Origin of the sequence: Streptomyces sp. NPDC001027, assembly GCF_040299045.1 — a bacterium.
Taxonomy (GTDB): Bacteria; Actinomycetota; Actinomycetes; order Streptomycetales; family Streptomycetaceae; genus Streptomyces.
In genome coordinates this window covers 1-13,781 of sequence record NZ_JBEPBI010000209.1, presented here as the reverse complement: position 1 = coordinate 13,781, position 13,781 = coordinate 1, and the positions used below count along the sequence as shown (strand labels likewise).

The 13,781-nt window shown below is 71.0% G+C and carries 10 protein-coding genes; 6 read left to right on the top strand and 4 right to left on the bottom strand.

The genetic code is table 11. From position 1 onward, the window contains the following. Nucleotides 1-46: 46 nt before the first annotated feature. Complete coding sequence (locus ABT300_RS34240) at nt 47-1,327, bottom strand: polysaccharide deacetylase family protein (protein ID WP_351684186.1); 1,281 nt, start codon at nt 1,325-1,327, stop codon at nt 47-49. A gap of 333 nt (nt 1,328-1,660) precedes the next feature. On the opposite strand from ABT300_RS34240, the gene ABT300_RS34235 reads away from it, so the two are divergent. The 6 genes from ABT300_RS34235 to ABT300_RS34210 all read left to right on the top strand — a co-directional run bounded on the left by ABT300_RS34235 (nt 1,661) and on the right by ABT300_RS34210 (nt 10,629). Then, the gene (locus tag ABT300_RS34235) at nt 1,661-4,543 is read left to right on the top strand and encodes a SulP family inorganic anion transporter (RefSeq protein ID WP_351684183.1); all 2,883 of its coding nucleotides are present in this window, start codon (nt 1,661-1,663) and stop codon (nt 4,541-4,543) included. Nucleotides 4,544-4,989: 446 nt separating this feature from the next. Beyond that, nucleotides 4,990-6,951: an acetate--CoA ligase gene (gene acs / locus ABT300_RS34230; RefSeq protein WP_351684180.1), complete on the top strand. Its 1,962-nt coding sequence runs from the start codon at nt 4,990-4,992 to the stop codon at nt 6,949-6,951. Nucleotides 6,952-7,233: 282 nt separating this feature from the next. Continuing rightward, nucleotides 7,234-8,700, top strand: a complete 1,467-nt coding sequence (nhaA, locus tag ABT300_RS34225; protein ID WP_351684177.1) for a Na+/H+ antiporter NhaA — start codon at nt 7,234-7,236, stop codon at nt 8,698-8,700. 160 nt (nt 8,701-8,860) lie between these two features. After that, on the top strand, nt 8,861-9,349 hold the full coding sequence (locus ABT300_RS34220) for a phage holin family protein (protein ID WP_351684174.1): 489 nt from the start codon (nt 8,861-8,863) through the stop codon (nt 9,347-9,349). Then, nucleotides 9,346-10,296 (top strand): alpha/beta fold hydrolase, encoded by a 951-nt coding sequence (locus tag ABT300_RS34215; protein WP_351684171.1) that lies wholly within the window; start codon nt 9,346-9,348, stop codon nt 10,294-10,296. The genes ABT300_RS34220 and ABT300_RS34215 overlap by 4 nt, the downstream gene beginning before the upstream one ends. A 150-nt stretch (nt 10,297-10,446) precedes the next feature. After that, nucleotides 10,447-10,629: a hypothetical protein gene (locus tag ABT300_RS34210; protein WP_319275651.1), complete on the top strand. Its 183-nt coding sequence runs from the start codon at nt 10,447-10,449 to the stop codon at nt 10,627-10,629. 152 nt (nt 10,630-10,781) lie between these two features. On the opposite strand, the gene ABT300_RS34205 is transcribed toward ABT300_RS34210, so the two are convergent. The 3 genes from ABT300_RS34205 to nth form a co-directional block, all read right to left on the bottom strand. After that, nucleotides 10,782-11,981 carry a MarP family serine protease gene (locus ABT300_RS34205; RefSeq protein ID WP_351684167.1) on the bottom strand — a complete coding sequence of 400 codons (1,200 nt, stop codon included), beginning with the start codon at nt 11,979-11,981 and terminating at the stop codon, nt 10,782-10,784. A 13-nt stretch (nt 11,982-11,994) separates the two neighbouring features. Continuing rightward, nucleotides 11,995-12,690 (bottom strand): NUDIX hydrolase, encoded by a 696-nt coding sequence (locus tag ABT300_RS34200; protein WP_351684164.1) that lies wholly within the window; start codon nt 12,688-12,690, stop codon nt 11,995-11,997. 229 nt (nt 12,691-12,919) lie between these two features. Beyond that, the coding region (nth, locus tag ABT300_RS34195; protein ID WP_351684161.1) for an endonuclease III at nt 12,920-13,781 on the bottom strand (862 nt) is incomplete at its 5' end.

The window sequence follows — 13,781 nt, the reverse complement described above, 5'->3', positions numbered from 1 at the left end:
GCTGGCACCGGTGCCTGCGCCGGTCCGCGGCGATGATCCTCGTCCGCTACCGCCTCGCCGCCGGCGCCCCGGGCACGCCCTTGGGGGCCGGAGCCGGGCGGCCGGAGAGGAAGGACGCCCAGCCCTGCTTGGGGGCCTCGCCCACGTCCAGGGTGCGCAACCTGGCGAGGGCCGCCGGATCCTGGGCGTCCAGCCAGTCGGCGAGCTGCCGGAAGGACACGCAGCGCACGTCGGGTTTGTTGCAGACGTGCTCGACGACCTGCTCGACGGCGCGCATGTACGTTCCGCCGTTCCAGGACTCGAAGTGGTTGCCGATGATCAGCGGTGCGCGGTTGCCGTCATAGGCCCGGTCGAAGCCCTTGAGCAGGCTCTCGCGCATCTGGTCGCCCCAGTAGGCGAACTTGGCCCGGTCGCCCTGGGTGGCGGTGCCGGACTGGTTGACCATGTAGTTGTAGTCCATGGTGAGCTGCTCGTAGCGGTGGCCGGGGAAGGGCACGAGCTGCATGGACAGGTCCCACAGACCCTGCTTCTTGCCGGGCCAGACCTGGTTGTTGACGCCGCTGGTGTCGTAGCGGAAGCCGAGCTCGCGCGCGGCCGTCATGAAGTTCTTCTGGCCTTCGAGGCAGGGCGTGCGCGCGCCGACGAGCTCTTTGTCGTAGTCGAAGGGCAGCGGGGCCGCCTTCTTCAAGCCGGTGTTGCTCTTCCAGGTCTTGACGAACTGCTTGGCCTGGCCGATCTCGTCCTTCCACTCCTCGACGGACCACTCGCCGACGCCGCCGTTCCTGCCGCAGAAGTGACCGTTGAAGTGGGTGCCGATCTCGTTGCCCTCCAGCCACGCCAGACGCAGCTGCTTCACGGTGGCGGCGATGCCCTGTTCGTCGTTGAACCCGATGTCCGAGCGGCCCGGCGAATGCTGCGGCGGCTTGTACAGGTCGGCCTTCTCCTGCGGCAGCATGTACACGCCGCTGAGGAAGTAGGTCATGGTCGCGTGGTTGTCCCTGGCGACCTTGCGGAAGTGGGAGAACAGCTTCTGGCTGTCCTCGCCGGCGCCGTCCCAGGAGAAGACCACGAACTGCGGCGGCTTCTGGCCCGGCTTCAGGCGTTCGGCCCTGGGCAGATGGGGCTGTGCTCCGGTGTAGGCGGTGGAACCGTCGCCGATCAGCCTGACGAGGCTCTTGGGCGCCGGGGCGGGCTTCGCCTTCTCCGCCCCCGAAACCCCTTCCTCCGAGCCGTGGGAACCACCGGTTCCCGCGGCGCAACCGGCGAGCGATGCTGCTACGGCCGCGGCGACCACTGCGCCTGCGGCGATCCTCTGGGTGGCGGCCATCCGCCCACCTTCTTCCTTCTCTCGGCCAACGCCGACGACGGCGTTCTCTGACGACGCGCCGGAACGAGCCGACGGCGCCGTCAAGATCGCACGAGCCCGAAAAGGAATTAATACGACAAGCCGACAAAAAGACCACTTCACCCTTTCAGGCGATCTCTTGCCCTATTTGCCGCAAAAATCCATGCTTGACCTTTACTCTGCATTACGATTCGTTTACCGAGCGTTGAAATTCATCCCGCCGCTGCACGCCGTGACCCACGGCCGCGACCACCCCCGCCACAGCCGGGGGACCACCAGTTCCGCGACCGCGCTGCCCCGGAGGAGACGGGAACCATGTCCGCCTGCGTCCCCACCCGCACCACCGCCCACCCGACGCGCACCGAGCACGTCCAACAGCCCCACAGTCCGCCACCGCCCCCTCGTCGCCGCTTCCGCGTCGCGGGCGCCGATGTGTCCGCCTCCATCGCGGTGTTCCTGATCGCCCTCCCGCTGTCCCTCGGCATCGCCCTGGCCACCGGCGCGCCCCTGCAGGCCGGCCTCGTGGCCGCCGCCGTGGGCGGGATCGTCGCCGGCTGGATCAGCGGTTCGCCGCTCCAGGTCAGCGGTCCCGCAGCGGGCCTGACCGTCGTCACCGCCGATCTCATCCAGCGCTACGGATGGCGGACGACCTGCGCCATCACCGTCCTCGCCGGACTCGCCCAGCTGGGCCTCGGCTGTCTGCGCGTGGCGCGCACGGCCCTCGCCGTCAGCCCCGCCATCGTGCACGGCATGCTCGCCGGCATCGGCGTCACCATCGCCGTCGCCCAACTCCACGTCGTCCTCGGCGGCAACCCGCAGAGCTCCGTCCTCGACAACCTTCGCAGTCTGCCGCCCCAGTTGGCCCATCTGCACCCCGCGGCCGTCGTCGTGAGCGCGCTGACCCTGGCTCTGCTGCTGCTCTGGCCGCGTATCCCCGGCCGCCCGGGCCGCCTGCTGAACAAGGTGCCCGCCGCACTGGTCGCGGTCACCGGCGCCACCACCATGGCCGCGCTCGCCGGCCTCACCCTGCCGAAGGTCGACCTGCCGTCCTGGAGCAGTCACGCCCTGGCCGGGCTGCCCGAGGGGCCGGTGCTCGGGCTGGTGGCCGCCGTGCTCACCACCACGCTCGTCTGCAGTGTCCAGTCGCTGCTCGGCGCGGTGGCCGTGGACAAGATGATCGCCACCCGTCCCGGACTGCTCGGCTCCCGCTCCGCCCGCGTCGGCCGCTCCGATCTGGACCGTGAGCTGCTCGGCCAGGGCGCGGCCAACATCGTCTCCGGCGCGCTCGGCGGACTCCCGGTCGCGGGTGTGGCCGTGCGCAGTTCGGCGAACGTCCGAGCCGGCGCCGTGAGCCGGAACTCCACGATGCTGCACGGCGTTCTCGTAGTAGTCGCCGCGCTGCTGATGGTCCCGATCCTGGATCTCATCCCACTCGCCTCACTCGCCGCCCTGGTGATGGCCGTCGGCATCCAGATGGTGTCCCTGCACCACATTCGCACGGTGACGCGCCACCGAGAGGTGCTGGTGTACGCCGTCACCACCCTCGCAGTGGTCGTCCTCGGAGTCCTCGAGGGCGTGGCCCTCGGCATCGCCGTGGCCGTCGCGGTGGCCCTGCACCGCCTGGCCCGCACCCGCATCACGCACCACGAGAAGGAAGGAGTCCATCACGTACAGGTCAGAGGCCAGTTGACGTTCCTCGCCGTGCCGCGGCTCAGCCGCATGCTGCACCTCGTCCCCCAAAGCACCCATGCCGTGGTCGAGTTGGACGGATCCTTCATGGATCACGCCGCGTACGAGTCACTGCAGCACTGGCAGAAGACGCACACCGCACACGGCGGCTCCGTCCATCTGACCGGCCGGCGCTCCGCCTTCGGGGGCAGAATCCTCGAGCCCGCCGCCGACGAAGGCGTCGCTGAGGGGCAGGAAGTGGGCGCTGCCCTCGCCGACTGCCGCTGCCGACCCTGGACGCCATGGCGCAACCACCAGTGCGAGCAGCCGATTTCCGCTCGGGTGTCCTTGGACGAGGGTGGCGGCAGCGACGCCGACGGCGGCTCGGGCGACGGATCGAACGCCGAGCCCGGCACTTCGGAGCCGACACAGCCGGCCGGTGAGCCGGTGAGGCGGTTCTGGCTGCTCGGGCGGTTCGGGCGGTTCGGGCGGTTCGGGCGGTTCGGGCGGCACAGAGAACCGGCGCACCACGAACCCGGGCACGAGGCGCCGCCGCACGGCGGACACGAGCACGGCGAATCGGTGCACGGCGCCGCGCCCGCCGCCGAATCCGACGGATCGGTGGTCGAAGCCGGGTCCGACGGGGTCCGGTCCGGGGTCGAGGGGGCCTCCGGGGTCGGCGGGGCTCCCGAGGTCGGCCGCATGTCCGGCGACGCCGCCTCTGCCCGTACCGGGAAGAGGGCCGACGGCCACGAGGTCGCCGGGGCCCAACGGTCCGCCTCCGCCGGTGCCGGCGCCGGCGGAGCCGGAGGCACGAGGTTCGGGAGCGGAAGCGAGCCGAGGACGTCCGAGCCGAGCGCACGTCGGCTCGTCCGCGGCATCAGCGCGTTCCAGCGCAACACCGCGCCGCTGGTGCGGGGGGAGCTGGCTCGACTGGCACGGGAGGGGCAGCAGCCGTCCCAGCTTTTCCTCGCCTGCGCCGACTCGCGGCTGGTCACGTCGATGATCACCTCCAGTGGTCCCGGCGATCTGTTCGTGGTGCGCAACGTGGGCAACCTGGTGCCGTCCCCCGGCGAGGAGAGCGGGGACGACTCGGTGGCCGCCGCGATCGAGTACGCGGTGGACGTGCTGAACGTGCGGTCCATCACGGTGTGCGGGCACTCGGGGTGCGGGGCCATGCAGGCACTGCTCACCTGCGAGCCCGGCGCGGCGCGCACGCCGCTGCGACGGTGGCTGCGGCACGGCGTGCCGAGCCTGGAGCGGATGGCCGACGACAGCCGGCCGCTTGCCCGGCTGGCCGGACGGGCGGCGGCGGACACGGTCGAGCAGCTGTGCCTGACCAATGTCGTCCAGCAACTGGAGCACCTGCGGACACACCCGTCCGTGGCCCGGGCGCTGCAGGCCGGGGCGCTGGAGTTGCACGGCCTGTACTTCCATGTCGGCGAGGCCCAGACGTATCTGCTCACCGGGGCCGGGCAGGGCGGAGGCGAAGTCTTCGACCACGTAGGGGTGACGGACGTGTCCGCCTGAGTCCCGACGCGCAGATCTCGACAGCGCCTCGTTCAACGCACCGCGCACCGCTGCCCCTCCGGACTCGGACGGGAGGGCAACGGTCGCGGCGGAGAGGGGGCTGGCTGGTGTGAGAGGCGTTACACCTGCTGAACTCCTTCCGCTCCGTGTCCGTGGGTACGGATGACCCCTGACCCACCGCGGCAGGGCGAGCACCTCCCGTCACCCCGACCCGCAGCCGACACCGACCCTCGTCCCGACCGCACCCGCACCGCACCCGCACCGGACCCGGGATGCTCGACCCGCCGGGACAGGTCTAAACCAATTATTCGTCGGCCCTTGTCACCGGCCCCTCGGGTCTGATGAGCTGTGGCCTGGGACACAACGGACACGGACACCCTTCGAGAGGGAGATGTCGTGAACAACGAAAGCCTGGCCAACCTGCTGGGGAAGGAGAGTGGCGGCGCATGACCGAGTCTCCTTCACTTTCCAACCTGCTCAAGGAAGAGCGCAGGTTCGCGCCGCCCGCGGAGCTGGCGGCCCACGCCAACGTCACGGCGCAGGCGTACGAGCAGGCCAAGGCTGACAGGCTCGGCTTCTGGGCCGAGCAGGCCCGTCGGCTCACCTGGGCCAAGGAGCCGACCGAGACGCTGGACTGGTCGAACCCGCCGTTCGCCAAGTGGTTCAAGGACGGCGAACTCAACGTCGCCTACAACTGCGTCGACCGGCACGTGGAGGCCGGCAACGGAGACCGGGTCGCCATCCACTTCGAGGGTGAGCCGGGCGACAGCCGCGCACTCACCTACGCCGAGCTCAAGGACGAGGTGTCCAAGGCCGCCAACGCCCTGCTGGAGCTGGGAGTTCGCAAGGGCGACCGGGTCGCGGTGTACATGCCGATGATCCCCGAGACGGCGATCGCGATGCTCGCCTGCGCCCGGATCGGCGCAGCGCACTCCGTCGTCTTCGGCGGCTTCTCGGCGGACGCACTGGCCACCCGCATCCAGGACGCGGACGCCAAGGTCGTCATCACGTCCGACGGGGGCTACCGGCGCGGGAAGCCGTCCGCGCTGAAGCCGGCCGTCGACGACGCCGTCGCGCGCGTGGACAACGTCGAGCACGTCCTCGTGGTGCGGCGCACCGGCCAGGAAGTGGCCTGGACCGAGGGCCGGGACGTCTGGTGGCACGAGGTCGTCGACCGGCAGCCGGCCGAGCACACGCCCGAGGCGTTCGAGGCCGAGCACCCGCTCTTCATCCTCTACACCTCCGGCACCACGGGTAAGCCGAAGGGCATCCTGCACACCTCCGGCGGCTACCTCACGCAGACCGCGTACACCCATCACGCGGTCTTCGACCTCAAGCCCGAGACCGACGTGTACTGGTGCACCGCCGACGTCGGCTGGGTGACCGGCCACTCGTACATCGTGTACGGGCCGCTGGCCAACGGCGCGACGCAGGTCATGTACGAGGGCACGCCCGACACTCCGCACCAGGGCCGCTTCTGGGAGATCGTGCAGAAGTACGGGGTCACCATCCTGTACACGGCGCCGACCGCCATCCGCACGTTCATGAAGTGGGGCGACGACATCCCCGCGAAGTTCGACCTGGGCAGCCTGCGCGTGCTGGGCTCGGTCGGGGAGCCGATCAACCCCGAGGCGTGGGTCTGGTACCGCAAGCACATCGGGGGCGACCGCACACCCGTCGTGGACACCTGGTGGCAGACCGAGACCGGCGCGATGATGATCTCGCCGCTGCCGGGTGTGACGGCGACGAAGCCGGGGTCGGCGCAGACGCCGCTGCCGGGCATCTCCGCGACCGTCGTCGACGACGAGGCCAACGAGGTGCCGAACGGCGGCGGCGGTTATCTGGTCCTGACCGAGCCGTGGCCGTCGATGCTGCGCACCATCTGGGGCGACGACCAGCGGTTCCTCGACACGTACTGGTCCCGCTTCGAGGGCAGGTACTTCGCGGGCGACGGAGCGAAGAAGGACGACGACGGCGACGTCTGGCTCCTCGGGCGCGTCGACGACGTGATGCTGGTGTCGGGTCACAACATCTCCACCACCGAGGTGGAGTCCGCGCTGGTGTCCCACCCGTCCGTCGCCGAAGCGGCCGTCGTGGGCGCCGCGGACGAGACGACCGGGCAGGCCATCGTCGCCTTCGTCATCCTGCGCGGCACGGCGAACGCGGAGGACGAGCACCTCGTCGCCGACCTGCGCAACCACGTCGGCGCCACGCTCGGCCCGATCGCCAAGCCGAAGCGCGTCCTGCCGGTCGCGGAGCTGCCGAAGACCCGCTCCGGCAAGATCATGCGCCGGCTGCTGCGGGACGTGGCGGAGAACCGGCAGCTGGGTGACGTCACCACGCTGACCGACTCCACGGTCATGGACCTCATTCAGGCCAAGCTCCCCGCCGCACCCAGCGAGGACTGAGCCCCCGAGGGCGGCGGCCTTGCTCCGAGGCCCTCGCGGACACGCTCTCCACAGGGCCGTCCGGCGCGCGCTGCGCCGGACGGCCCTTCGCGCGCCCACGCGCCCTCCCGCCCGGGCGGCCCGCAGGCTCGGGGGGAGGGGGAGAGAAACGGGGAGCCGCATGCTGCTCCTGATGCGTCCCGCCGGGCCGTGGGTAGGCTCAGTAAGGAACGTGAACCTCAGGTGCGCCGGGAAGTCTGGTCGGCATGTGGTCAGCCCTGCCCACCGACCGGAGGTCTCCCCGTGAACGCCGCCCGCCCCCCGGCCCCAGGCCCCCGCAAGTCGTTCGGGCGGCTATCGCTGCCCGAGCGGAACTTCGTCGCGGACGCCCTGCGCACCGAGACCGTCGGCGGGGTCCTTCTGCTCGTGGCCGCCGTGACCGCGCTGATCTGGGCGAACGCACCCGGCCTGCACGACGCCTACGAGAGCGTGAGCCACTTCCACCTCGGTCCCGAGGCTCTCGGACTCCATCTCTCCGTGGAGCACTGGGCGGCCGACGGCCTCCTCGCCGTCTTCTTCTTCGTCGCCGGCATCGAACTCAAACGAGAACTCGTCGCCGGTGACCTCAAGGACCCGAGAGCCGCCGCGCTCCCGGTCGCGGCGGCGCTGAGCGGCATGGTCGTGCCGGCGCTCGTCTACACGCTCACGAACCTCACGGGCGGCGGCGACATGAGCGGCTGGGCCGTGCCCACGGCCACCGACATCGCGTTCGCGCTCGCCGTGCTCGCCGTCATCGGCACCTCGCTGCCGAGCGCGCTGCGCGCCTTCCTGCTCACCCTCGCCGTCGTCGACGACCTCTTCGCCATCCTGATCATCGCGGTGTTCTTCACGAGCACCATCGACTTCGCCGCGCTGGGCGGCGCGGTCGCGGGGCTCGTCGTCTTCTGGCTGCTGCTGCGCTGGGGCGTACGCGGCTGGTACGTGTATCTGCCGCTCGCGCTGACCGTGTGGGCGCTGATGTACAACAGCGGCGTCCATGCCACGATCGCCGGCGTCGCCATGGGGCTGATGCTGCGCTGCACGACGCGCGACGGCGAGGAGCGCTCCCCCGGCGAGCGGATCGAGCACCTCGTGCGGCCCTTTTCCGCCGGGGTCGCGGTCCCGCTGTTCGCCCTGTTCAGCGCCGGAGTGACCCTCTCGGGCGGCGCCCTCGCGGATGTGTTCGGCCGGCCGGAGACGCTGGGCGTCGTGCTCGGCCTCGTGGTCGGCAAGACGCTCGGCATCTTCGGCGGGACGTGGCTGACCGTCCGTTTCACCGGGGCTTCGCTCAGCGAGGACCTGGCCTGGGCGGACGTCTTCGCCGTGGCGTCCCTCGCAGGCATCGGCTTCACCGTCTCACTGCTGATCGGGGAGCTGGCCTTCGACGGCGACGCGGCCCTGACCGACGAGGCGAAGGCCGCGGTCCTGATCGGCTCGCTGATCGCGGCGTCCCTGGCGACGGTGCTGCTGAAGCTGCGCAACGCCCGGTACCGCCGGATGTGCGAGACGGAGGAGCGCGACGACGACCTCGACGGCATCCCCGACGTCTACGAGCAGGACGATCCGGCGTACCACCTGCGGATGGCGGAGATCCACGACCGCAAGGCCGCCGAACACCGCCGGACGGCCGAGGAGATCAGCCGGCGGATCGCCCAGGAGGACGCCGACGCGCGCCACGGGCTTGCCGAAGTGCCGGGCGGGGCAGGCGAGGACGGCGCCCGTCCGGCATGATCTGACGGGACGGTACAAAAGAACCTGGGAACGAAACCGGAAAACAAACCGGAAGCGATGCCGGAAACGATGCCGAGAAGGCATCCGACGCCCCGGCCATCGACACCCGGAGCCCGGACCGGAACCCGGACACACAGAGCAGCAGGAGAGGGAGAACGCGATGAGCGCACCCGACGGCAGCCCGGTCGGCGCCGAACGCAGCATCGGCCAGCTGTTCGCCTCGGCGACGACCGAATTGTCGGCGCTGGTGCACGACGAGATCGCGCTGGCGAAGGCGCAGTTGAAGCAGGACGTCAAGCGCGGCGCAGTGAGCGGCGGGGCGTTCTCGGTGGCCGGAGCGGTCCTGGTGTTCTCCCTGCCGATGCTGAACTTCGCCCTGGCGTACGGCATCCGGACCTGGAGCGACTGGAACCTCGCGGTCTGCTTCCTGCTGTCCTTCGCGGCGAACGTGCTGCTGGCGGTCGTCCTGGTGCTGATCGGCGTGGTCTTCGCAAAGAAGGCGCAGAAGGGCAAGGGCCCGCAGAAGGTGGCCGCGTCCATGAAGGAGACGGCGGGCGTCCTGCAGAACGCCAAGCCGCACCCGCGGCCCGAGCTGCCCCTAGAGCGGGCGCCGGAGTCCCTCGAGGCTGTGGCACGCTCGTCGTCATGACGGACCCCGCGCTTCCCTCGCCCCCGCCCGCCTCGCTCGTACGGCCGGACGCGGTCCTCGGCATGCCGGTCACCCACCGCGAGGTCGCCGCGAACGGCGCGCGGTTCCACATCGCGGAGGCGGGCGACGGTCCGCTCGTCATGCTCGTCCACGGCTTCCCGCAGTTCTGGTGGACGTGGCGCCACCAACTGGTCGCGCTGGCCGGCGCCGGCTTCCGGGCCGTGGCGATGGACCTGCGGGGCGTGGGCGGCAGCGACCGCACGCCCCGCGGTTACGACCCGGCCAACCTCGCCCTCGACATCACCGGCGTGATCCGCTCGTTGGGCGAGCCGGACGCCGCGCTGGTGGGCCACGACCTCGGCGGCTACCTGGCGTGGACGGCGGCCGTGATGCGTCCCAAGCTCGTGCGGAGACTGGCGGTCTCGTCGATGCCGCATCCCCGGCGCTGGCGCTCGGCGATGCTGGCCGACGTCCGGCAGACCGCCGCGAGCTCCCACATCTGGGGGTTCCAGCGGCCGTGGATTCCGGAGCGGCAGCTCACCGCGGACGACGGCGAGCTGGTGGGCCGGCTGATGCGGGACTGGTCCGGGCCGCGGCTGCCGGAGGACGACGCGGTGGACACGTACCGGCGCGCGATGTGCATCCCGTCCACCGCGCACTGCTCCGTCGAGCCGTACCGGTGGCTGGTGCGTTCGTTGGGGCGTCCGGACGGCGTCCAGTTCTACCGGCGTATGAAGCGGCCGGTGCGGGTGCCCACGCTGCATCTGCACGGCTCCCTCGATCCGGTGATGCGCACCCGCAGTGCGGCCGGTTCCGGCGAGTACGTCGAAGCGCCGTACCGCTGGAGGCTGTTCGACGGACTCGGGCACTTTCCGCACGAGGAGGATCCGGTCGCCTTCTCCACCGAACTGGTCAGTTGGCTGAAGGATCCCGAACCCGACCGGTGACCGTTCGATCGCGATCGGTACACCGTTCGGCCGCGCCCTGCCATCCGACTCGGCACACCTGTACGACGATCGGCCAAATGCCTGACGCATAGGCCAATTGGCGGCTCCCGGGGCGGTTATCGACCTTGGGGCAGGGGCAGACGTCCGGGTATGGGCTGGACGCACGACTACAGTGACGCAGGACGCAACCGCCGCTCGGCCAGTGGCCTGAGCCCCCACCGACGAGGCTCGGACCCGCAACTTCCGGATTCCGATCTCCGGGTGGGCATTCCGCGCATCCTGCGCCGCCGGGCCCGCTGGGTCTCGGTACGCCTGCGCCACCCTCGAGGCTGACGCAGACCGCGGGCGGCCCTGGGAGCCCCCGCGCCGAAGCGACCACACCTCAAGCGCGTACCGCCTCGTAGGACGGGAAAGCCCGGCCGTCGCCGCGGCCGCGGAAGGGTTCGCCGAGCCGTCTGGCCGGTGAACCCCTTCCGGTCGCGGCGCTAGAGGGCGCAGCTGTCGCTGTCGACTTGCTGGCCTGCGGTACGTCCCGTGGAGATGTCCTGCTGGATCTCGTCCGCGGTGAGGGCGTAGCCGGTGTCGGCGTCGTCCAGGGACTTCGCGAAGACCACCCCGTACACCTTGCCGTCGGGGGTGAGGAGCGGGCCTCCGGAGTTGCCCTGGCGGACGATCGTGTACAGCGAGTACACGTCGCGCTGCACGGTGCCGCGGTGGTAGATGTCGGGGCCGTTGGCCGTGATGCGCCCGCGCACCCGCGCGGCCCGGACGTCGTACGCCCCGTTCTCCGGGAAGCCGGCGACGATCGCGCTGTCGCCGCTCGCCGCGTCCTCGGTGGCGAAGCGCAGGGCCGGCGCGTCGAGATCCGGCACGTCCAGAACCGCGATGTCGCGCTTCCAGTCGTACAGCACGACCGTGGCGTCGTACTTGCGTCCCTGACCGCCTATCTGGACGGTGGGCTCGTCGACACCGCCGACGACGTGCGCGTTGGTCATGACCCTGCGCTCGCCGAAGACGAAGCCGGTGCCCTCCAGGACCTTGCCGCAGCTCTCCGCGGTGCCCATGACCTTGACGATGGAGCGCTGGGCGCGCTTGGCCACCGCGCTGTTCGCCAATGCCGGGTCGGGCGGCCGGACGTCGGTGATCGGCTCGTTGGAGAACGGGCTGAAGACCTGGGGGAAGCCGTTCTGCGCGAGGACGGAGGAGAAGTCGGCGAACCAGGTGTCGGCCTGGGCGGGCAGCGCCCGGGACACCCCTTGGAGCACGTTGGAGCTGCGGACCTCCTTGCCGAGGGTCGGCAGGGTGGTGCCGGCCAGGGCGGAGCCGATCAGCCAGGCCACCAGCAGCATCGCCACGACGTTGACCAGCGCGCCGCCCGTCGCGTCGAGCGCGCGGGCCGGGGACCAGGTGATGTACCGGCGCAGCTTGTTGCCGAGGTGGGTGGTGAGCGCCTGACCGATCGAGGCGCAGACGATCACCACGATGACGGCCACGACGGCGGCCGTGGTGCTCACCTCGGAGTTCTCGGTCAGCGCGTCCCAGATCACGGGCAGCAGATACACGGCGACGAGACCGCCGCCCAGGAAGCCGATCACCGACAGGATGCCGACGACGAAGCCCTGGCGGTAACCCACGATGGCGAACCAGAGGGCGGCGACCAGCAACAGGATGTCCAGCACATTCACGGGGCTCACCCTGTCATGACCGCCAGTCCAGCGGGACCCGCTTCTCGCGGTCCCAGGGCAGCTCCCAGCCCGCGAAGTGCAGCAATCGGTCGATGACGCCGGCCGTGAACCCCCACACAAGGGCCGATTCGACCAGAAATCCCGGGCCGTGGTGGCCGCTCGGATGCACCGTCGTGGCCCGGTTGCCCGGATTCGTGAGATCCGCCACGGGGACCGTGAAGACCCGGGCCGTCTCGCCGGGGTCGACGACGCCCACCGGGCTCGGCTCACGCCACCAGCCGAGCACCGGGGTGACGACGAAGCCGCTGACCGGGATGTACAGCTTGGGCAGCACGCCGAAGAGCTGGACGCCGGACGGATCGAGCCCGGTCTCCTCCTCCGCCTCGCGCAGAGCGGCTCTGAGCGGCCCGTCGCCGTGCGGGTCGCCGTCCTCCGGGTCGAGGGCGCCGCCCGGGAAGGAGGGCTGGCCCGCGTGGGAGCGCAGGGAGCTCGCCCGCTCCATGAGCAGCAGCTCGGGGCCCCGGTCGCCCTCGCCGAACAGGATCAGGACGGCCGACTGGCGCCCCGCGCCGTTCGCCGGGGGGAGGAAGCGGCTCAGCTGGGGAGGCTGCACGGTCTCCACGGCGCGCACCACCGGGTCCAGCCAGCCCGGCAGGCCCTCCTTGCTGACCGTCACCGAACCGCCCTGGGTATCGCTCGCTCGCCTCATCGCCACACCACCCCCCGTTCTGCCGAGTCCAACGCCCGAACACCGGCAGATCGTTCCACGGGGCCCATTTCGACCACCACGGCGGCAGCGGAGCGCTCGGGGTCCGCCCCGGCCGCCGCCGCAGCGACGGAACGCCGCTCGGACCTCGCCTCGGCCGCCACCACGGCGGAGAGCTGGTCAGGCCCCGTCCGCCGCACGTCGGTGGGCCCCGCGGCCGTCAGCCCTCTCGTCATCCGGCCCCCAGCGGCGGGGCCGGCCTGCCGCCGGCGTCCAGGTAGGACTGGGGCGGGTTCAGCCGCTGGCCGGGGAAGCCGCCCTTCTCGTACTTCAGGAGCTTCTTCGCCTTCTCCGGGTCCGTCTCCCCCTCTCCGTACGCCGGGCAGAGGGGGGCGAGGGGGCAGGCGCCGCAGGCGGGCTTGCGGGCGTGGCAGATGCGGCGGCCGTGGAAGATCACGTGGTGCGAGAGCATCGTCCACTCACTCTTGGGGAAGAGCGCCGCTATCTCGGTCTCGATCTTCTCGGGCTCCGTCTGCTCGGTCCACTGCCAGCGCCGTACGAGCCGCTGGAAGTGGGTGTCCACGGTGATCCCGGGCCTGCCGAACGCGTTGCCCAGCACCACGAAGGCGGTCTTGCGGCCCACTCCGGGCAGCTTCACCAGGTCCTCCAGCCGACCGGGGACCTCCCCGCCGAACTCCTCCACCAAGGCCTTGGAGAGGCCTATCACCGCCTTGGTCTTGGCCCGGAAGAAACCGGTGGGGCGGAGGATCTCCTCCACCTTCTCCGGGTCGGCGGCGGCCAGGTCCTCCGGGGTGGGGTACTCGGCGAAGAGGCCGGGAGTCGTCTGGTTCACCCGCAGGTCGGTGGTCTGTGCGGACAGGACCGTGGCGACGATCAGCTGGAACGGATTGACGAAGTCCAGCTCGGGGTGCGCATAGGGGTAGATCTCCGCGAGCTCCCGGTCGATACGGCGAGCGCGGCGGACGAGGGCGGTGCGGGACTCGGGCTTCCTGACAGCGGCCTTCGCAGCCTTCGCGGCCTTCGCGGGCTTCGCAGCCTTCGCGGGCTTCGCAGCCTTCGCGGGCTTCGCAGCC